The sequence below is a fragment of the Providencia sp. PROV272 genome (genome assembly GCF_049901975.1).
GTDB lineage: Bacteria > Pseudomonadota > Gammaproteobacteria > Enterobacterales > Enterobacteriaceae > Providencia > Providencia stuartii.
The window spans coordinates 733540-753978 of the sequence record NZ_CP096291.1 but is presented as its reverse complement, the minus strand read 5'-3'; the positions used below and the strand labels follow the sequence as shown (position 1 = coordinate 753978).

At 44.9% G+C, this 20439-nt stretch carries 25 protein-coding genes and 1 tRNA gene; 21 read left to right on the top strand and 5 right to left on the bottom strand.

All coding sequences use genetic code 11. The features are described from left to right. Positions 1–2: 2 nt before the first annotated feature. Positions 3–410, bottom strand: a complete 408-nt coding sequence (locus M1E93_RS03335) for a DUF3742 family protein (protein ID WP_004239694.1) — start codon at positions 408–410, stop codon at positions 3–5. 342 nt (positions 411–752) lie between these two features. Here M1E93_RS03335 and M1E93_RS03330 point away from each other — a divergent pair, with 342 nt between their 5' ends. The 16 genes from M1E93_RS03330 (at position 753) to M1E93_RS03255 (ending at position 13129) form a co-directional block, all read left to right on the top strand. Then, positions 753–1052, top strand: coding sequence for a hypothetical protein (locus M1E93_RS03330; protein WP_004245740.1), 300 nt, complete (start codon positions 753–755; stop codon positions 1050–1052). Further along, the gene (locus M1E93_RS03325) at positions 1052–1291 is read left to right on the top strand and encodes a hypothetical protein (protein ID WP_004245739.1); all 240 of its coding nucleotides are present in this window, start codon (positions 1052–1054) and stop codon (positions 1289–1291) included. The genes M1E93_RS03330 and M1E93_RS03325 overlap by 1 nt, the downstream gene beginning before the upstream one ends. 1042 nt (positions 1292–2333) lie before the next feature. After that, positions 2334–3242: an integrase domain-containing protein gene (locus M1E93_RS03320; RefSeq protein ID WP_004239692.1), complete on the top strand. Its 909-nt coding sequence runs from the start codon at positions 2334–2336 to the stop codon at positions 3240–3242. A 7-nt stretch (positions 3243–3249) separates the two neighbouring features. Next, the gene (locus tag M1E93_RS03315; RefSeq protein WP_000861660.1) at positions 3250–3861 is read left to right on the top strand and encodes an SGNH/GDSL hydrolase family protein; all 612 of its coding nucleotides are present in this window, start codon (positions 3250–3252) and stop codon (positions 3859–3861) included. A gap of 348 nt (positions 3862–4209) precedes the next feature. Next, complete coding sequence (locus tag M1E93_RS03310; protein ID WP_004245735.1) at positions 4210–4572, top strand: hypothetical protein; 363 nt, start codon at positions 4210–4212, stop codon at positions 4570–4572. Positions 4573–4653: 81 nt separating this feature from the next. Continuing rightward, a complete protein-coding gene (locus tag M1E93_RS03305) occupies positions 4654–4971 on the top strand; it encodes a hypothetical protein (protein WP_000171971.1) in 318 nt (105 codons plus the stop codon). 418 nt (positions 4972–5389) lie between these two features. After that, positions 5390–5560, top strand: a complete 171-nt coding sequence (locus tag M1E93_RS03300) for a hypothetical protein (RefSeq protein WP_223302951.1) — start codon at positions 5390–5392, stop codon at positions 5558–5560. 96 nt (positions 5561–5656) lie between these two features. Beyond that, positions 5657–6013 (top strand): hypothetical protein, encoded by a 357-nt coding sequence (locus M1E93_RS03295; protein WP_004239684.1) that lies wholly within the window; start codon positions 5657–5659, stop codon positions 6011–6013. Between the two features lie 110 nt (positions 6014–6123). Beyond that, positions 6124–6636: a hypothetical protein gene (locus M1E93_RS03290; protein WP_000542402.1), complete on the top strand. Its 513-nt coding sequence runs from the start codon at positions 6124–6126 to the stop codon at positions 6634–6636. A 77-nt stretch (positions 6637–6713) separates the two neighbouring features. Next, entirely contained in the window at positions 6714–7283 is a 570-nt protein-coding gene (locus M1E93_RS03285) for a hypothetical protein (protein ID WP_228725837.1), read from the top strand. A gap of 152 nt (positions 7284–7435) precedes the next feature. Next, a complete protein-coding gene (locus M1E93_RS03280) occupies positions 7436–8410 on the top strand; it encodes an ArdC family protein (RefSeq protein ID WP_012368428.1) in 975 nt (324 codons plus the stop codon). Between the two features lie 9 nt (positions 8411–8419). Continuing rightward, a complete protein-coding gene (locus tag M1E93_RS03275) occupies positions 8420–8719 on the top strand; it encodes a TA system toxin CbtA family protein (protein WP_001038587.1) in 300 nt (99 codons plus the stop codon). 84 nt (positions 8720–8803) lie between these two features. After that, positions 8804–9805 carry a DUF1281 domain-containing protein gene (locus tag M1E93_RS03270; protein ID WP_004245726.1) on the top strand — a complete coding sequence of 334 codons (1002 nt, stop codon included), beginning with the start codon at positions 8804–8806 and terminating at the stop codon, positions 9803–9805. A 143-nt stretch (positions 9806–9948) separates the two neighbouring features. Further along, positions 9949–10275: a hypothetical protein gene (locus M1E93_RS03265; protein WP_012368427.1), complete on the top strand. Its 327-nt coding sequence runs from the start codon at positions 9949–9951 to the stop codon at positions 10273–10275. A 118-nt stretch (positions 10276–10393) separates the two neighbouring features. Continuing rightward, entirely contained in the window at positions 10394–12043 is a 1650-nt protein-coding gene (locus M1E93_RS03260; RefSeq protein WP_223302950.1) for a TraI domain-containing protein, read from the top strand. Between the two features lie 15 nt (positions 12044–12058). Continuing rightward, positions 12059–13129, top strand: a complete 1071-nt coding sequence (locus M1E93_RS03255) for a tyrosine-type recombinase/integrase (RefSeq protein ID WP_000654298.1) — start codon at positions 12059–12061, stop codon at positions 13127–13129. A 233-nt stretch (positions 13130–13362) separates the two neighbouring features. On the opposite strand, the gene M1E93_RS03250 is transcribed toward M1E93_RS03255, so the two are convergent. The 4 genes from M1E93_RS03250 to mutY all read right to left on the bottom strand — a co-directional run bounded on the left by M1E93_RS03250 (position 13363) and on the right by mutY (position 16089). Continuing rightward, positions 13363–13438 (bottom strand) — tRNA-Phe (locus tag M1E93_RS03250). A gap of 190 nt (positions 13439–13628) precedes the next feature. Next, positions 13629–14702 carry a membrane-bound lytic murein transglycosylase MltC gene (mltC, locus tag M1E93_RS03245; protein WP_004923287.1) on the bottom strand — a complete coding sequence of 358 codons (1074 nt, stop codon included), beginning with the start codon at positions 14700–14702 and terminating at the stop codon, positions 13629–13631. Positions 14703–14755: 53 nt separating this feature from the next. Further along, on the bottom strand, positions 14756–15025 hold the full coding sequence (locus M1E93_RS03240; RefSeq protein ID WP_004923284.1) for an oxidative damage protection protein: 270 nt from the start codon (positions 15023–15025) through the stop codon (positions 14756–14758). Next, positions 15025–16089, bottom strand: coding sequence for an A/G-specific adenine glycosylase (gene mutY / locus M1E93_RS03235; protein ID WP_053110098.1), 1065 nt, complete (start codon positions 16087–16089; stop codon positions 15025–15027). The genes M1E93_RS03240 and mutY overlap by 1 nt, the downstream gene beginning before the upstream one ends. 275 nt (positions 16090–16364) lie before the next feature. Here mutY and trmB point away from each other — a divergent pair, with 275 nt between their 5' ends. The 5 genes from trmB (at position 16365) to M1E93_RS03210 (ending at position 20361) form a co-directional block, all read left to right on the top strand. Next, positions 16365–17084, top strand: coding sequence for a tRNA (guanosine(46)-N7)-methyltransferase TrmB (gene trmB, locus M1E93_RS03230; RefSeq protein WP_004923278.1), 720 nt, complete (start codon positions 16365–16367; stop codon positions 17082–17084). Further along, entirely contained in the window at positions 17084–17413 is a 330-nt protein-coding gene (locus M1E93_RS03225) for a YggL family protein (RefSeq protein ID WP_004923275.1), read from the top strand. Before trmB ends, M1E93_RS03225 begins: the two co-directional genes overlap by 1 nt. 114 nt (positions 17414–17527) lie before the next feature. Beyond that, positions 17528–18454 carry a glutaminase B gene (glsB, locus tag M1E93_RS03220; protein ID WP_392504546.1) on the top strand — a complete coding sequence of 309 codons (927 nt, stop codon included), beginning with the start codon at positions 17528–17530 and terminating at the stop codon, positions 18452–18454. Positions 18455–18492: 38 nt separating this feature from the next. Beyond that, complete coding sequence (locus M1E93_RS03215) at positions 18493–19218, top strand: DUF2884 family protein (protein WP_014656683.1); 726 nt, start codon at positions 18493–18495, stop codon at positions 19216–19218. A 192-nt stretch (positions 19219–19410) separates the two neighbouring features. Then, positions 19411–20361, top strand: a complete 951-nt coding sequence (locus M1E93_RS03210) for a siderophore ABC transporter substrate-binding protein (RefSeq protein WP_426207103.1) — start codon at positions 19411–19413, stop codon at positions 20359–20361. Positions 20362–20439 lie beyond the last annotated feature (78 nt).

Sequence of the window (20439 nt, the reverse complement as noted above, 5' to 3'; positions counted from 1 at the left end):
GGCTAATCTTCGTCAATATTTATTCCGTTCATATAATATCCAAAACCTTGGTTGCCATTTCTAAAGTCGTCACTATTGCCAACGAGATTGGATTGCCATTCATTATTGTTATCAGTGGATTGAATGTTATTTCCTGAAGAAATATCAATGTGTTCTATTACAGAAAATAAAATCACCAACGCTCCAAAGGTAAATAGGATGTACAAACTGAAATAAGCCAGTAACGCGATGACTGCGAGAGTTATAGATACCAGTGGAATATGCCCCAGCCAACCCGGCATATTTTTGCTTTTGGCGCTTGCCACACAGTTCTTATCGAAAGCCTTCAATTTTTTGATTAGCCATTTTGCTTTATAAGCTGCTTTTATGCCCCAGCGTTCTCCTCTGGAAGCGGCTGTTTTATCACTCATTTCCCCCTCCGGTAATCAGTGAGTCTGATTTATCTCATGCTTGTCGTCTATCGTTAATACAATTTTAGGTCGATTTTTAATCATTGTCTACATCTTGTGAGTTATGCACATATCCACGGTCACCAAGCCAGTGCAACCCGATGCCAACAAGCAATCGGGTAAACGGGAGCGTACAGGGCATCGGCCCTGATGGTGGCGGTGGGTATGTGTATAACTTTTTTGTTGCCTTCATATAAAAATCTTATTCTTTCATCTGGATGGATTTATTGAATTTGATTTTTTATGTCAGTTTAAGTAAGTTTTTAATATGTATCCGAGTCCTTGTATATAGGAGATGATAATATGAATTTTATTTTTTGGTTTGTGGTCTTAATAGGGGCGGGATATTTGTGGAGGAGGAGGGGTTGGTTCAGTAAAATAAGGAAGCAATACTCAAGGAGAAAAACAACATTAAATGGTAACAAAGGATGTTTATATAATAAAAAAAATGACAATGATGCTTTGGAAGGTAATGGGGATTGTAATAATTTTTATTCTGAGAATAAAGAAAGTTTCTTTTGGTTAATGATCGAGAGAGGTATTAAATTTTACAGAAAAGAATATTTGACTACGATTACTGAAAAAAATATCATGATAAGTTAGTGAGCTGGTTTGGTGAGAAATGTTATATACATTGTCAGGTTAGTTTAGGGAGTTTATTTATATTCCCAAAACAAAAAAATTTTACTGATGAAGAACAAAAACGTTTTTTTTCTGTTTGTAATAGAATGTCCTTGGATTTTATTTTAACATTTAAAACTAATATGCCCTTCTTACGTGTTTCTGTTGACTCTATGAAAAATAAACCGCCTGTTTGGGATGTTTATGATAAATCCAAATAAAAACATATCTGATTGTTGAGTTTTCGTGATTAAAGATGGCATTGATTATTAATACGATGAAGAACCAACAAGGGGATATTTAATAAAGAGAAAAAGGAGGATGTAAAATATTCTCCTTTTTCTTTATCGGGTATTGACGAAAAAAGAAAGTTTGATTAAATTTACCACGTTACACCGTTGCTTAATGCAACATTGCCAATGCTTCGGTTGTCTGAGAGAAGCGCCTACGGGTGACAACAATGCCAATCCGGCAATCTGAGAGGAACGCCTACGGGTGATTGCCACTGCCAATCCTCGGGTCATCTGAGACGAGGGCCTACGGGCGATGACAGAACTCCGTTCGTCCTTGAAATCGACGGAGGGTGATAACAGAATAGCGTTATCATCAGGATTAACTGCACTTCAGTGACCATGTCACAGCTATCCGGTCACCCGGATATCCACAAAAAAGCAGAGTATGCGATAACGTGTATCTGCCTCTTCTGATGTGTTCTGACGAATACGTCCTGCTTTCTGCAACCTTTGTATGCCCGGTATGACGCGTTTCCATTGCGCAGCTTTGGAAAGCGGCATCTTCGGAGCAATACATTGAGCAGCAGAATGATGGGCGTGCGTCACTTTCGTCAAGTGAAACGAAGACAAAGTGACGCACGCAAGTGCATACGCTCAGAACGCTTCAATACTGGTCTTACAGCAAAACTGACAATCTGACAGACATGTAATGCATTGCTCAGAACGGCTGAAAGTCTTTCAACGCTCAACGTTTATATGATGATAAAAACGTATAACATTATGAAAAAAGGAGAAAAAACGACACGATACCAAGGCGACGTCAGGAAACTGACGGACGGAGGTGCCCTGATAACGGGGGCCGGTCTGATGACCGCAAACAGTTCAGAGAACTGATTTGATACCTCTCAACAACTCAACCTTTTATCGCCCCGGTGCTCAGGTATCTGTCAGGTCGCAGGATGCGCAATATAAAACCGTCGCGCCGGGAAAAGGTAACCAGTTGAGAGCGAAAGAGGCGGAGAATCAGAGAATGTCCAGAAGAGCAAAAGCCCTGTCCCGTGAAATGCATATCCTTGCACGTCAGGCCGGAGGGAGCTTTAAAACCATTGCAGACCGGGTCAAAATTGCAGAACGGGTTGCGGCAGAGCTGGCCGGGTTGAATATTCAGATACGATCTGTTGAGCAACTGAAATCCCGCTATATTGAAATGTATATCCATGCCCGCAGAGAACAGAATATCAGTTTACGCAGCTGTCAAAACGAAATGTCGGCTATCCGGGCGATATTTCGTGTTGCCGGACGTCATAAACTGGCTGACCCTAAACATGAGCGCCTCAGTAATGAGGCGCTGGGGCTTTCAGGTGCCAGCAGGGCTGGCACCCGTACCGCGATATCGGACGAGCGCTTTCACGAAGCGCTCGCTCGGATTGAGCCTTATGATCAGGGGGTGGCATTAACTATGCAGTTATCCCGTAGTCTGGGATTGAGAAATGAAGAAGCCGTGCAGTCAGTAAAATCATTACGGACCTGGCAACAGGCGCTTAAAAACGGTAAAGATCGCGTTCATGTGGTTTTTGGGACAAAAGGAGGCAGACCCCGTGAAGCATTAGTGCCGGATAAAGCCCGTGTATTAACATTAATTAATAAAGCCATTGAATATGCGGATAAACATAACGGTTATTTAATTAATCGTCCGTCATTACATTCTGCCAAAGATCGTTATATTAATGTGATGCGACGGATAGGCGGATTTATTCACGAAGAATCAAATCATGGTTTACGGTATGCCTATGCTCAGGATGTTGAAAAATATTATCTCAGTCAGGGATTCAGTCAAAAGGAAGCCTATGCATTAACCTCCATGGATTTAGGGCATGGTGACGGTCGTGGCGATTATATTAAACGGGTTTATAGTCAGAAAGGAGATATTGAGGAATAAGATAAAAATGAAAGTCTGTTTAATTATTTTGTTTATTAATTTTGCTTTTTGTTTTCCGTTAATGGCGAAGACGTTATTTTTAGGTGATTCATTAACGGCTGTTTATGAAATGTCAGCAAAATATGTTTTGGATGAAAAAATAAAAACAGAATATGTTTCCGGTTCGGGGTTAATAAATAAAAGTAAAAAAGATTGGATCGCTTTCGTGAATAATTTCGATTTGCGGGAGTTTGATAATGTGATTATTAGTCTCGGAACAAATGATTTTGTTCAATATGGTTCGGATGAATGGCTGAAATATTACAGTCTGGTATTTCAATTCATTGCTGAAATTCAAAGTGAAAATCCGTTAGCGACAATTGTCTGGATATCTCCACCACATTTAAAAAATCCGGAACATGAACGTTATTTAATACATACCCGGCATATAATTAAACACAGTGCGATGTTATTAAATATTCATTATCTGGATATTAATCAGCCTCATATATTAGGAACGCAATGGCAATCTGTTATTCATAATGAAACTGTACGAACTGATGATGGAATACATATTACCCGTAAAGGGGGAGTACGGGTGATCAGAGAAGTGGTAAAAATCCTGAATGGGCAGGATTGACAAAGATAAAAAAACGGCTAAAAATGAATCTGCTTATCTCGTTGCGTAATGCAACTTGCCAATGCTTCGGTTGTCTGAGAGAAGCGCCTACGGGTGACAACAATGCCAATGTTCCGGCAATCTGAGAGGAACGCCTACGGGTGATTGCCACTGCCAATCCTCGGGTCATCTGAGACGGGAGCCTACGGGCGATGACAGAACTCCGTTCGTCCTTGAAATCGACGGAGGGTGATAACAGAATAGCGTTATCATCAGGATTATTTTTACGCAACGCTTCATATAACCTGCCCGCTGACGGGGAAATCACCCGTCATCAGGGAATTTCTCCGTTTTTTCAGGAGAAATTCAATGAAGGTATCTACATTTCCGGAATCGTCTTTTTTTGACGATCTGCACTCTCTCACGCAACTGCATCACCTCTCAGGTGAGCTCGACATGGTTCTTGCTTTTGTCCGTCTGGATATTGGCGAGCACCCGGACGAAGATAATTTTCCGCCAAACTTCTGGATAATCAGTGCCGTTGCAGAGCAACTGGGCGCGTTATCTGTGGAGGCTGATTTTACCCGTCCACATCTTGAGAAAATGGTCCGCGCTGTCTGGAAAGCGGCTGAGCAAACGCCTTATGCGTCTGACTTTCGCCGTATCTACAACGATGCGATCAAAAATGCACAGTTTGAAGATCCGGTTGAAGCGCTGATGTTTGGTGCTTAACGGCGGACATTCACTGATTTTATGACCCATACGGGAAAACATCCCGTGAGGGCTGTATTCCCTTATCTGAGGATAGCCCTTATGACTCTTTTTACATTGAATTATGGTGTTGCCCACGTAATGTCTGGTATTGCCAGTTATTTATTTCCGCATTCCCGTGTTTCTCAGCAACTGAAGGCCGTTGCTAATGATGCCCGGATGCTGAAAATCACCGCAGAAGAACTGGAGGTGATACGTTTGGACGAAAAACGGATGTATCAGAGCGGAGATTACAGAGAACTGCCGTTTATTGAGCTTGATTTGTATACAACGGCATTTCGTTTTGGCGCCCTGATTTACTATGGACTCGCAAACCGGTGCCCCCGCATTTTTGCTTCACCGGCTGACAGTCATCGCTGAGCGGCTCGATCCGGAAATCTGGAATGAAGCCTGGCGCTGGGGTTACCGCTGCTGCCTGCAACACGAAAATGAAAAGCATGTAACCGACTGATTTAACGGACTCACAGGTGTCAGTCAGCTACCCTGAAATGGGGCTGCTTCCATTTACTGATCAGGTTTGATAACCATGATTTATGGCATTACCCGCGGACTGTTCTTTGTGGCCGATCACGTCTGTCGCTATTCCCGGAGTTGGGAATGGCTGATGTGGCTGGTTGAGGAAGCCCGGACACTGCGAAATGTTGAGGCTGATTTGAAACTGGCTGAAAGGTATGCCGGTGAGCAAAACCGCCCTCATTCCATTTCGCTGATGAAGTGTACGCTTTATGATGCCGGATTTGCTTACGGCAGATTATTACTGTGGCGTGCGGATGGTCTGATGAGACCCTGGCCGGCATGTCTGCTTCGCCGTTTACCGGATATCGGTCAGCGGATTGATGCAGTGATCTGGCAGAAAGGCTGTGAAGCCGGCTTGGATGAGACCGTCAGTGAATGGATGGCAATGGAGATGGCTGATGAATACCTTGTCGGTATCGAACTGAGCGACTGATTTGCCGGCATTCATTCTTTTTTTACTTACCTACCCGACGGGGAAACTCCCCGTCAGGTGGACGTTTCTCCGTCTTTTTTTACCGGAGAAACACACATGTCTGTTTTACTGCCAGAAAACAAACCGTTTTCATTTCTGAGTCTGATCATGCAACGGCTGTACCGTTTTTATGACCGTATACCGTTTGTTTCGTCAGGGATACCCGGTGAATTACCGTGGATAAGTAACCGAACCGGCCGGCGCGCTTACCGTGCGACGGTGGTGAAAGTGAATCCCCGGCAGTTCAGGATCCGCATTACTGTACGTCTGGGCGCGCATTCGAAAGAATACCGCTTTCATTCGTTGATAACCTCGCTGGACAGCAGGACATTTTGTTCCATAAAAGCGGCCTCCCGTGCCGGATTTGCACTGACATACCAGCTGGCACAGGTGCGTTATGCCTGGTGTCGCTGATTTGTTGTACTGATAGCACCATTGACTTTTTGTTATGACCCCGCCCGGCGGATTGATTTCCGTCAGGAGATGAATCCGCCATTTTTTTAATCAGAATGAGGATTTATCACATGGGATATACACATTATTTTACACAAAAACAAAGCGTTGACCCCCTGATGTGGCAGAACTTCCGTGAACATCTGGACAAGCTCTATCACCACTATCTGGCCAATCCCATATCCGCAGAGCAGATTTGCGGCGGATACCCAGATAAACCTATTGTGTTGTGTGATGGCCTGGAGGAAAAACGGCTGAATGATGGCTCATTATTCACCGACGACGGTGAGGCGCTTTGTTTTAACGGTAATGCGGCTGATGACATGAATCATGAGACGTTTATTGTTCAGCGCGAAATCCCCGTAGAGGACTACTGGGATTTCTGCAAGACAGCATACAAACCCTATGACGTGTTTGTAGTCGCGGCATTACTGTTGTTGTACAACCTGTGCCCGGGATATTTTTCGGTCTCTTCTGACGGGGATATCCGGGACTGGCAGCCGGTGCTGGACTATGTCAGTCAGGTATTTCCTTATCTTATCCTGACGTTACCGGAAGGGATAGGTTTACCGGAGGCAGGATAATGGCCAGAGCCTGTACGATACGGGAACTGATAGCGGATTTATCCCGCTGCAATCCGGAGGCATTCGTCTTGTGTGAGATGTGGTTCCCCGATGATGTTACCTATGTTGATGAAACGGCTTGTCCGGCAGAGACACGGGCAACATTAACGCATGTTGCACATCATTTTGATGCGGAGCTGGGGATCAACTGGGACACGCTGGCGTGTGCGTTATCGTGTGTCAGAGATGCTGAGCAGAAGGGACTCGATATTTACTTTTATGCCAGTGAAAAGCGTGGTACAGACAAAAGCCGGATACCCGCCTCACGTTACGCAGAAGCGGACAGCGACGGCGATATTGAAGTCGGGTATTTCCGTAAGGTTAATGCGCTGTTTAAGTGGGTGCATGACCATATCGGGGCTTTTGAGAACTGTGAAAAGGTGCTGGTGACAGAGGCCCATCTGCGGGCTTTACAGCAGGACTTGCAGGCACTGACACCGGAAAACTGTCAGACACGGTTCCCGACCACTGAGGGCTTTTTCTTTGGTTCAACGGCTTATGATGAGGCGTACTGGGCTGATGTGGAAGGCGTCAGACGCTGGCTGTCAGAGATAACGGAGACGTTTGACTTTGACGCAGAGTCACTGTTTTTTGTGGCCTGGTGGTAATCAGGTAAGGTGTTTCCCCGGGAAGCACTGAACACATTTTAATCAGTGTTTCCACTGGAAACGCCGGTTGAAAATTAACCATATTGTTTTTTCACCTGATGGTGTATCTCACCGTCAGGACGGGATACACCTTTTTTATTGAGGGTATTCCGATGAAAAAATCTGACCGTAAACGCCGTCCGGCAGCGGATAAGCCGGTTCGCGATATTTATCAGGAAGTGACTGACCGTATTGTGGCCGCGCTGGAAAAAGGCACCCGTCCGTGGAAACGACCATGGCGGCCGTCGGAAGGGACAGGCACCGGTTTTCCGGTGAACGCCCTGACCGGTCATTCCTACCAGGGGATAAATGTGCTGCTGTTATGGTTGTCGGCGGCGGAGCAGGGCTTTGGTTACGATATCTGGCTGACTTACCGTCAGGCACAGCAACTGGGTGGCCATGTCCGTAAAGGCGAAATGGCGACGAATACTGTGATATTCAAACCGGTGAAGGTGCCGGCAAAAGACCGTCACGGTGAGCTGCTGCGGGATGAACACGGTGAGGTGGTGATGACGGAGGTGCCGATGATAAAGGCGAATCCGTTATTTAACATAGCCCAGTGTGATGACCTGCCGGCGCATTTTTACGAAAACCGGCGACTACCCGGAGAGGAGACAGCAGGGATAACCCTGCCGGCCACGCACCGGGTGCTGGATATCCTGAATGCCAGCGGCGTGAAGGTGACCAGTGCGGCGCAGAACCGGGCGTATTACAGTCCGTCACAGGACCGGATTGTGATGCCGCTGTCGTCACAGTTTGACCGGAATGCCGATTACCAGGCCACCTTACTGCATGAGTTGGTGCACAGTACCGGTCATCCGTCCAGGCTGGCCCGTGAAGGCATCACCTCATCGTCCCTGAAGTTTGGTGACCCGCTGTACAGTTTTGAGGAGCTGGTTGCGGAAATGGGCAGCGCTTTTCTTTGTGCGCAGTTAAGCGTCGAGGGAGAAGTGAACCATGAAAGCTATCTTGACAGCTGGCTGCGGGTACTGAAATCGGACAAAAAAGCGTTGTTCCGGGCCGCCGGGCAGGCCCGCCAGGCCTGTGAGTTTTTACTGAATGTGGCCGCATCCCGACAGGCCGCGTAGGAGACTGCGATGAACAAAATGACCATTATCCGCTTTCAGTTACTGGTACATCAGTTACTGCAAGTGCATTACGGCATTACGCTGAGTGATACCGGATTGTCCGATGATGCTGAGGTGTCCCGGATGATTGAACTCGGGATATCGCCGGTATCGGTGGTCAACCGTCTGGTGGATAAGTACCACCTGGATAAACTGAATGCATCCTGTTATCTGCCGGCATCCCCGTATGTCAGTGACAGCGATGCCTTACTTGCACAGGCTCAGCTGAGCGGTGCCATTAACCCGGATGTCATGCCGGATAATCCTTAACGATTAACGACTGACATCTTTCCCGTGAGGGCTTGTTCCTCACGGGATAAGCCCTCTTTTTTATTCTGAAAAGAGGACATCATCATGCCAAACTGGTGCTCGAACCGACTTGACATCACCTTACACAACGCGGCGGATATGCCGGCTCTTAAACACTGGATATATGCGGATGATGGGATACCCGCCTGGCAGACGGCGATAGCACAAAGTCTGCATTTGTTGCTGGCCGGCTGCGCGGGGATACTGAAACCGGTCAGACCGCTGTCTTTTCCGCCGTTACCGGAACTGACTTCATACGGTGCAACCGGGCCTGTTTCCCCGGGAAACACGGCTTTCACGCACTGGGTTGACCTGCTGATGACTGCACCGGATTTGACACCGTCATGTTGTCAGCAAATCCATCAGTGGTATCAGATGTGGTTATCTGAAGGCGGGGCGTACCATTCCTGGGACTCGCTGACGGCGACGCAGAAAGCGAGACTGTCCCCGTTGTTATCGGGAAGCAGTTTTGACTGGCTTAACCGGTTTACCGGAGAGGATGAGAGCCGGGTGGCGACAGCCTGGGAGGATATTCAGTACCTTCGCAGTACCGGAGAAGCCATACCGATGGATATGCGGACTCTGTTACCGACCAGCCTTGCGGCTGAATTACACGGTTTTAACGGCTGTTTATGGAAAACACCGGAGGTCATCTGGCGGCAGGCGCGCTGGCAGGCGTTTGCCCCCGGTAACAGTACATATCACCTTTATCAGTGCCGTTATGGTGTGAAATGGCCGAACGGCAGTGGTTTTCACTGTATTGATGGCGGGTATGCGACGGAGTTATCCGCAGAGTTTGATACTCCGTGGGGGCCGCCGTCAGCAGCGGTTTTGTGTGCTCTGTCTGCGCGTTTCCGCTGTCAGGTCCGTCATGTCTATGCCGAAGAAGGCTGTGGTTTCTGCGGATACAGCGAGTATGACCATGGCCGGTTAACCGACCATGAATCTGATGAGATTGAGTTCAGTGATGAAGAGAATGAGGACGGTTTCCAGGATGTGACGGGACCGGACTATATTCTTGATTCATTGCCACATTACGGAGGGTGAGGTTTCCGTACTGATTTAACTGACTGAAAACCCGGTAGTGATACCGGGTTTTTTTATTTTTTTCGGAAAACTAATTTCGGCTTTTGTTTTATTCCCGCATTGTTATCGTGATGCCGTCATTGAATGAGATGGGGGAGAGTGTGATGAGATGTGAATTTGGGCAGGGTGTGAGGGAGTGGGCTCAGGATTTTTGGAATGAAATTCTGTTTCCTTTTTTTGTCACAGCCGGACTTTTGTTGCCACTGATTCTGGTTGTGGGCGTTTTCCTGGTCTGGGATGAACAGCGCCAGGCTGAGTGGGGGCGTTATTACCTGACGGAATGTCAGTTGGTGGAAAGAAACAGAAATGCGGGCTTCTGGTCAGGTCGGGAAAATATTCTGCAATGCGGAATGACCCGGGAGCATGTGAATGCGGACGCGTATGAAAAGGCCATCCGTGCCTGGCAGCAGAAACAGACAGAGACAGAATAATAAAACATTATTCATGTAATCTTCTGTTTTGTTGCCGGAATTATTTTTGTGGATGAGTTAACGTAATGAAAATAAGGTGCATTTATTATTTATTCTTATCCTGATATTAAAATAATTTATGTTTTATTTAATGTTGCGTTGTTGTTTTTACCGAATTAAAGAGGCAGTAACACCGATGTTACCGTGGTTTCGTAAATCGCTTTCCCGGAAAGCGGAAGAGAAAACATTGCGTGTTTCCCCGGGAAACACGCAGGAAAGGCCATTATTTATCCGTGACAGTGACGGCTTTTATTTACCGCAGGCAGCTGACGTATTGCTGACCACACCGCAGCGGCAAAACTGGTTACAGCAAATCAGCCGGGTGGTAGCGTTACCGGATAACCAGTACCGGGCACTTTGCCTGTCTCCTTTGCAGACGCTGGCAGAACGACTTCAGTGTGTGCCGGCATCAAAAACCGGGAAATATGCCGGCGAAGGGGGATTGCTGGATTTAACGCTGAATACGACAGCCTGGTGTATGCGGATGTCCCAGAAAGAGATGCTGCCCCGCGGGCTTCCGTCGGAAGAGCAGAGCCGTCAGTTCAGCGCCTGGAATGTGTGTGTTTTTTATACCGGACTGTTTTACTGGTTACCGTTAACGGCACAGTTTGAGGGACAACTGAACAGCCTGTCGGCGTGGCAGCCGGGGATGAGTGCGCCCACCGTACCGTATCGTTTTCGCTTTCATGAGCCGGTGCCGGATATGACGCATTTTCGCCGGACGACGGGGGCCATGATGGCTTTCCGGCTATTACCGGAGAAGGTAATCCACTGGTTGTCGGGTACACCAAAGGCGCTTCAGGCGTTGTCTGACGTGGTGACCGAGCCGGTAAACGGTGATAATGATTTACAGCGTGTGCTGAATGAGGCTCTGGCTGCGTTCCCCGCCGGTGCATTGCCGGCATTTTCTTCCGTTGTTTCTATGTCAGCGCCTGATGCTTCGTCTTCAGTGCTATCAGGGCAGCCGGAGAATGATATCGCGTCATTGGCGCCTGCTGAATTGGCGCAAAAGCCACAACCTGAAACTCCGTCTGTAACATCTGTATTGCCTCCGGAGTCTGTTACTTCAGAAAAAACAGAGAACGGAATTCACTGCGATATACCGCTAATGGTAGTTGCAGAAGCAGAAGGTGCGGTTGTCCATGGGGCACTTGATTCTGCTGATGAAAAAACTGTCTCAGATATGTCTCCTCCGTTATCTGAGGATATGAAATATGCACTTGAATTATCAGGTTTAATGCCGGAAATCTTATCTGATACTCAGACGGGCAATCGTGATGAGAAGGATGAACAGCGCGAAAACTGTCTGAGTATAAAAAATGAAGGAGAGGCTTTCTGGGCGTGGTTTAAGTCCGGATTATTGGGCGGAAAACTGGCAATAAATACGCCGGATGCGAAGGTTCACTGTGTCATGGAGTATTTGTTTTGCCAGAGTCCGGCTGTTTTTTATCAGTACATACAGGAGGCGGGTAAAAATCCGGATGATATCGGCCATATTATTTCTTCTTTTGAATCCCTTAAATTGCACCGGATTATTCGTCATGATACCCGACAAACAGGGCATTTCAGGGCTCGAATTTATGGTGAAAAACTGAATCCGCTGAGTGATAACAAAACATTAATTACGTTATCCCATAAAAAAATCAATGGTTACATGATTAAAGGACGTCAGATTTTTGGCATGAATATGCCGGAGGAATCATTGTTTATTCGTATTGTCGGAAGTTAAAAGCAGGAGGTGTTTATGAAAGATAATCACAGTTCTGATGAACATCAGCAGAAAGTGGATGTATGGGAGCAAATGCTGAGTAATTACTTTTACAATAAAGTATTACGGCCGGATACGGAGAAAACATACCGTAAGATGGTACGTCTTTTTCTGCGTTATTGCGGAGTTTGTGAAAATGCGTTACCGCTACCGGATGAAGTGACACATGAGCATGTGCTGAGATGGCGAAGAAATGAGCTGAATATTCAGAAAGTCCGGGAACGGACATGGAACACAAAAACCAGGCATATGCAGTCTCTGTATAATTATTGGATCAAAAAAGGGATTGTTTCACTTAAAGAAAACCCGTTCTCAGAAACACAAATTGAACCGGGTGAAAAACAGAAAAAAGTCTATACACAATCACAACTGAGAACGATTTATCGTATTCTGGAACAATTTCAGCAACAGGAAAATATGCTGCCACCTGATCAGGCTCACTTTCAGGCATGTGCGGTTTATCCCACTCGATTCTGGTTTGCTGTGCTGGAAACGCTGAGGCTGACGGCTATTCGTTTTAACCAGCTGATTAACCTGCATATTGGCGATCTGGATTTTGAGGAGTGTACGATCACATTGCGCAGTGAAAGCAGTAAAAATCACCGGGAATATCAGATTGCTTTTGTTCAGCCACTACGTTGTTTACTGGCGCCCTTGGTTGAGGAAATGCGTTGTCACGGGGCGGATAAAAACGATATTTTGTTTGATGTTCATCGTCTTTATCATAAACGACTATCCCGCTCTGAAACTCCACTCAGTCAGACGATACGTTCTTTTTTCCGTCGTTTATCAAAGGAATGTGGATTTCATGTCAGTCCCCATCGTTTCAGACATACACTGGCGACGACATTAATGAAACATCCTGAACGTAATATGCAATTGACGAAACAGATGTTAGGACACCGTAGTCTCTCTTCAACTATGGAATATATTGCTCTGGATGCATACAGTACAGTCAGGATCTTGGAGAATGAGTTAGGTGAGTTTTTAACAATGGGATTAGGTGGTGAACTTACAAGGCTAGCATCAAAAAGACAGAGGATGTGATATAAATAAAAAACATTTACACAAAGTTGACTATTTTATCAACTTTGTGTATAAGCTGGATTTGATTGAGAAGGGTGTTCTAGGAAAACACCCTTACTTGATAAATCATTGTCAACCACGTGAGAAGTCATGAACGTGATTACAACTGAAATTCAAGTTTTAACCGAGCGTTGGAGATCTCACTTCCAGCGACCGTGCTAGGGAAACGGTTACACCATTTCCGAAAGGAAAGATGGTGCCCGGACTCGGAATCGAACCAAGGACACGGGGATTTTCAATCCCCTGCTCTACCGACTGAGCTATCCGGGCAACGAGGCGTATTAAACCTGATTTCACAGTTGGAGTCAAGGAACATTCGAAAAACTTTATTTCGTATGCGCTTTTTTTCAACAGGTTAGCTGATTATTGAACAGTAAGGCTAATAAAAAGACGATAAAATAAAAAACACTCGCCAGTTATATACTGAAACGAGTGCTTTTTGTACTAATATTAATCGCCTTTAGAGACGGTAATTCTTCTGAGCCTTATCGACTTTTATCAGATAATTACGCGATTCGGCAGCAGGATGCTTTGTTGATAGCGTTTGATAAACTTCGCCAGGGGCGAGCTGATTGATCTTCTGTGCAGCCACTTTTTTATCGCTGTGGAAGACTCTAAGGACGCTACCAGCACCACCGTTATAAGCGGTTATTACGGCATAACGGCGTGACACTGGGTTTTGAATATCACCTAAATAGCTATTTTGTAAAATTGCCAAATAAGCAGTTCCCGTATCAATATTTTTTTCCGGATCGAAAAGGTAACTACGGCTCGGAACCCCTGACTTACCTTGCGAACGGAAAACATCTTTACCCGCGGTATTTGGCATGATTTGCATCAAGCCTAACGCATCGGAACGACTTACCGCGTAAGGGTTAAAGCTCGATTCGATTTGCATAATGGCTAAAATAAGTGACTCATCAACCCCATATTTAGCCGATGCCTTCCTGATAAAAGGAAGGTACTTATGAGCGCGTTTATCAAGGTGGTTAGGAACCAGTTGCATGGTCACAGACCAAATGACATTCATACCTGATTGCCGGCGCTGCAACTTATTATTAACAAGGTATTCAGCGTATTTATTTGCGCGCCATTCCCAACGAATGGGTTCACCTGTGTTATCTAATACCTGCCCAAATAGAAAAGGCTCTTGGCTGTGAGGTATATCATTAATATCAGAATACAAATCGATAGAGTTTGGGTCATCACCCATTAATAGGGTAGTGATGATAGCCTTTTTCAAATGTTCTGAAGGCTCTACGGCGGAGATGGTTTCTACTGTAATCGTCCCAGCATCAAAGTTGATATGACTACGGGTACGATACTCATCGGTATACTTAACATAATCTTTAGGGCCTGCAATGAGAACTTCTTTGATCCCCCAGATATTTTCGATATTGTGGGCAAATTGCCCCATAAGGATATCGAACCCATTGGTGTCTTTCACATAGTTAGGATTAAAATCAGACTCTTTATTGCTGGAGCAGGAGATAAGAAGAGGCACCAGCAGCGTTAAGGCTAACAGTTTTTTCATACATTCCACAGTATTCAAGCTCATGGTCTACCTAAGATAGGTAGACCAATCAATTATTTTTCAGGTGTGTAGCCGTCGATATGAATATCGTGTCCCTCAAATAGGAACTTAACCATTTCTTGCTCTAGCATTTTACGGTCATCAGGGTTCATGGTATTGAGCTTTTTCTCATTAATCAGCATGGTTTGTTTTGCCATCCACTGACCCCAAGCCTCTTTCGAAATCTCATTAAAAATGCGCTTTCCTAGCTCACCCGGATAGAGCTGAAAATCTTGCCCCTCAGCGTCACGTTGTAAAAAAGTACAAAAAATTGTTCTACTCATTATTTTTTCCTCAGAATATCAGGCGGCACGGCAAGCTGTTGAAGTAAGCTTTCAACCGGCGCAGCGAGGCCGATTGTTGCACCGAGATTTAAGTTATACCAAAGTCCTTTACCTTCATCCATGGCTGAAGTAAATGCCTGAATATTAACTTTAACAGGAATAATATCCAGATGAAAATGGCTGAATGTGTGGCGAAACGCAATTAATTGTTCTGGCGTATCATGTTGAATACCGGATTGAGAAAGCCACGCATTCATTTGCTCTTGGGTTTCAAATTGAGGGAAGGCAAATAGCCCTCCCCAAATACCTGAAGGTGGTCGCTGTTCAAGCCAAACGAGATCGCCTTGCTGCATAATTAGAAACCAAGCTGTCTTTTCAGGGATCTTTTGTTTCGGCTTTTTACCGGGGTAATCCTGCCATGAGTGGTTAGCATAGGCTATGCAACCTAAATGCAGGGGGCAAAGTTCGCATTTCGGTTTACTACGGGTGCATACCATAGCACCTAAATCCATCATAGCCTGATTAAAGAACTGGACGCCTTCTTTAGGGGTAACCTCAGTACTGATATCCCATAAGCGATTTTCGACCTCTTTTTTCCCTGGCCATCCTTCGACGGCATAGCAGCGAGCGAGCACGCGTTTAACATTACCATCTAATATTGGATAGTGCTGTTGTTGTGATAACGACAAAATAGCGCCTGCTGTAGAGCGACCAACACCAGGAAGGGCCACAACATCATCGAATGTAGTTGGAAACTGCCCATTGAAACGTTCTGCTATGACTTTTGCGGCCTTATGCAAATTGCGAGCGCGTGCGTAATAGCCCAGCCCCGTCCATAGATGTAATACTTCATCTAAGGGGGCATTCGCGAGGTCTTTTACATCGGGAAAACGGCGAATAAATTTTTCGAAATAGGGAATAACCGTACTGACTTGAGTTTGTTGTAGCATGACTTCCGAGAGCCAGACATGGTATGACGTTTTTTCTTTTTGCCACGGCAAAGTTTTCCGGCCATATTGGTGATACCAATTAAGCACGGCGAGCGAAAATTGTTGAGCTTCCATTGAGTATATTATTTTTATCGGTAATTCTATTAAAATCAGAGATAGTCAGGATTGCAACATAGACCGGACAAGCTGTAAACCGCTTATTGTGTGCTGGAGTGTAAAGTTATCCAATTTTCACCTGCAACCTTGGATGAGTTTTGATAAACTCCCTGCACTTTCATGTGAAGTTTGTATTATTAATCGTTTTACTAACTTGTTGAAAATAGTCGGCAAGGGTAGTCATTTTCGCTTATTTACTTGATTAGGCAATCAATTCGTAGAATTTTTATATTATGATCAATAACGTCATCTCCCCAGAATATAATGAAGAAGGGCGGGTTATGCGCCGCGTTCGCAGCTTTGTCCGTCGTCAAGGACGTTTGACGCAACGCCAAGAAGATGCGCTACAAAGTGAATGGGCAACGATGGGGATCGATTTTGTTGCACAGCCTTTAGATTTTGCCGCAATTTTTAATAACCAAAATCCTGTTGTACTTGAGATAGGGTTTGGTATGGGGGCCTCTTTAGTCACAATGGCCTCACAAAATCCTGAAAAAAACTTTCTAGGGATTGAAGTCCATGCGCCTGGTGTTGGAGCATGCCTTGCTTCCGCAAAAGAAGAAAATGTGACAAATTTACGTGTCATGTGTCATGACGCAATTGAAGTGTTGGACCGTATGATCCCCGATGAAAGTTTATCTATGGTTCAGCTATTTTTCCCAGATCCATGGCATAAGGCAAAACATAACAAGCGCCGTATTGTGCAAGGGCCTTTTGCCGATAAAATTCGCGCTAAACTAGTGAAGGGCGGTGTTTTTCATATGGCGACGGATTGGGAGCCATATGCGGAACATATGTTGGAAGTGATGAGCCATGCAGATGGGTATAAAAACTTATCTGCATCAGGGGATTATGTACCTCGGCCTGAAACACGACCTGAAACAAAATTTGAAAAACGCGGCCAGCGGTTGGGGCACGGTGTATGGGATTTAATGTTTGAGAGGACAAAATAATGGCTAAGCAACAACGCAGTCGTCGTTTACGTAAAAAACTACGTATTGATGAATTCCAAGAGTTAGGGTTCATTGTAAAATGGAGCTTTGAAGAAGGTACGCCTATCGAAGAAGTCGATCGTACCGTTGATGCATTGATTGCTGAAGCAATTGAACCTAATGGCTTAGCGTTTGAAGCAAGTGGTTATATGAGCTGGGAAGGTATTGTTTGCCTGCAAAAAATCGGTAAATGTACTGAAGAACACCGTACCATTGTCGAAAACTGGCTAAAATCAAAAGGCATGAAAGATATCGTTGTTTCAGAGCTATTTGATGTTTGGTGGGAATAATTTCTTAAGTCGGTAATCGATTTATTGGGTTTCTTATTTGTTTTACGAACTCTAATGGTCATTACGACCAAAGGCATCCTTTTAGGATGCCTTTGTTTTCTGGAGTGAAGTACAGTGAGCCGTCTATTTTCTAATCAACTACTGAACGATATCTTAGACCAAGTACGGCCTTTAATTGGTCAAGGCGCGGTCGCAGATTATATTCCTGCTCTCGCGAATGTCCCTCCTCATCAATTGGGGATTGCGGTGCATACTGCTGACGGTGAAATTTTTATGGCGGGAGATGCTCAGACACGTTTTTCTATCCAATCAATTTCAAAAGTACTGAGCCTGACTTTAGCGATGACGCGTTATGAAGAAGATGAAATTTGGCGACGCGTCGGGAAAGAGCCATCAGGATTACCATTTAACTCCTTGATCCAGCTTGAAATGGAAAAAGGTATTCCGCGTAACCCTTTTATTAATGCGGGAGCGATTGTGATTACAGATATGCTGCAATCACGTTTAAGTGCGCCCAAGCAACGCATGCTAGAGTTTGTCCGAAAACTTGCTTGCGAGCCAGATATTAGCTACGACATTGCGGTTGCGCGTTCGGAACTTGAACATGCCAACCGTAATGCCGCCATTGCCTTTTTGATGAAATCATTTGGTAATTTTGAGAATAATGTCCTTACAGTTCTCGAAACTTACTTTCATTATTGTTCTCTAAGTATGAACTGTGTAGAGCTGGCACGCTGCTTCTCTTACTTAACATCACAAGGGATGTCATCTTGCTCTATCGACCCTATTATTACGCCACTACAGTCGCGGCAAATTAATGCCTTAATGATGACTTGTGGGATGTATGATGGTTCTGGTGAATTTGCCTTTCGTATTGGCATGCCAGGGAAATCGGGGGTTGGTGGTGGGATCGTTTGTGTCGTACCGAACCAATTTTCTGTTGCGGTATGGGCACCTGAATTAGATTCGGCGGGGAACTCGCTGGTGGGTTGCGCAGCTCTTGAATTATTATCAAAACGCATTGGTCGTTCGGTGTTTTAGATATCATCAATCGGTAAAACGATCTAATAGGAGTTACTATGTTACGCCGTACTTTAATTGTTCTTTCTTTATTGGCTAGTGCAGGCACTCAGGCCGCAGATTATAAATGTTCAGTGACGCCTAAAGACGATATCTTTCTAACCCCAGCAAGTGTTCAAGTGGTTGGGCGCAGTGGCGACTTGAATATTACGCCTAATGGTGATGTGACTCTTAATGGCAAAAAAATTGAGGTAACCGAGCAGCAAAGGCAGCAAGCTGTTCGTTACCAAGCCGCTATCCGTAATGATATTCCATGGATCAAATTGGAAACCCAAAATAAATTATCGGCCTCGAAAAATACCCTTGATAAAGTGGTGATCCGAGTAATCGGTAATGATAGCAATGTACGTAAACGCTTAACGAAGTTAGAAAGTGACCTTAATGGTCAGATCAATCAAGTCATAGAGACACGCCCTGATGGTTATGCTTTCCATCACCAAGCAATGAGCAAAGTTGAAACGCAAGGGCGTCAATTGGTCAATGAGAGTCTAGGTGGCATATTACAGGACAGTATTAATGAAATGGGGCGTAAGCAACTGCTCTCTGGCGGTGATAGCAGTAAAGCGCTGCAAGGTCTTTTAGGGAATTTAGGTGGGCTTCAGCAAGACCTCGAAGCTGAGTGGAAAAAACAAGAAAATAGCTTCCAACAGTTTGGTCAACAAGTGTGTGGTAAAGTGACTTCTCTTGAACAGCAACGTATTTCATTAATGAATTCACTGAAGTAAGAGATATTCTCTTCTTTTTTAAGAGGCAGAGGCCTATTTTGGGCTCTGCCTCTTTGTTATTTAGCACAGCAAAAATGTGATGTTTTTATCAATAATAATAATCAAAATGAAATTGATTCTTATTTGATTGACTTATTAATGGCTCACTCTAGAATGCAAGTTTGGTTTAGTGACTAACTGGTATTGTTTAATATGAAAAAATTCATTCCTGCTGTACTTGTTTCCTTACTCTCTTTTTCCGCGCCATATGCACTGAGTGCTGAATCAGCGGCATTTACCCCTAACGCCGTCATTGCACAAGGCACTGAAAAAGTGAATATCAAACATTTGTCAGGTGAGACTGAAGTGAATAAGGCTCCACAGAAAGTGGTTTTATTCGACTTTGGTGTTTATGATTCAATGCAAAAATTAGGGCTTGGCGATAAGGTCGTTGCGCTGCCAATGGGCAATGCGCCTGCTTACATTAAAGGCAATATTGCTGCTAATATGCAAAATGCAGGTGGAATGAAACAGCCTGATCTTGCAAAAATTGCAGAATTAAAGCCTGATCTGATCGTGATCACTGGCCGCCAAGGTAAGTCTTATGATGAACTATCTAAAATTGCTCCAACCATTAATTTAGGTACAAATAGCCAGCATTACATTGATTCAGTGAAAGCGAATATCAATTTAATCGGTGAGCTGTATGGCAATCAAAAATCGGTAGAAGAGCAACTGGCTCAGTTGGATAAATCTATTGCGGTAGCCCAAGAAAAAGCGAAAAAATCACAGTCTAAAGTGTTAGTTCTGCTGCATAACGATGGCAAATTGATCCCAAATAACCAAAGTGTTGTTTATGATGTTGTTAAAGCACAACGCGCAGAGTTACCAGAGCCAGCAGAAGCGGATAAGTCTAAGCGCCGTGTCGTTGATACGAAAACCATCGCACAGGCAGATCCTGATGTGATTTTAATCGTGGATCGCAGTGAAGCGATCGGGGCAGGTAAGCTGGATAAAACCGTTTTCGAAGATCAAAATATTCAAGAAACGAAAGCCTACAAAAATGGCAAAATCACATACTTGCAGTCTGATTTATGGTATTTGTCAGGTGGTGGTTTAGTGAGCCTAACAGAACAAGTTGATGCAGTCGCTAAAGCACTATAAGTGATCTAAAAAAGCCCGCACCAGTTAAAAGCGCCCAATTTTATGAGCGCACTTTAATCTGCGGGCTTTTGTGATTTA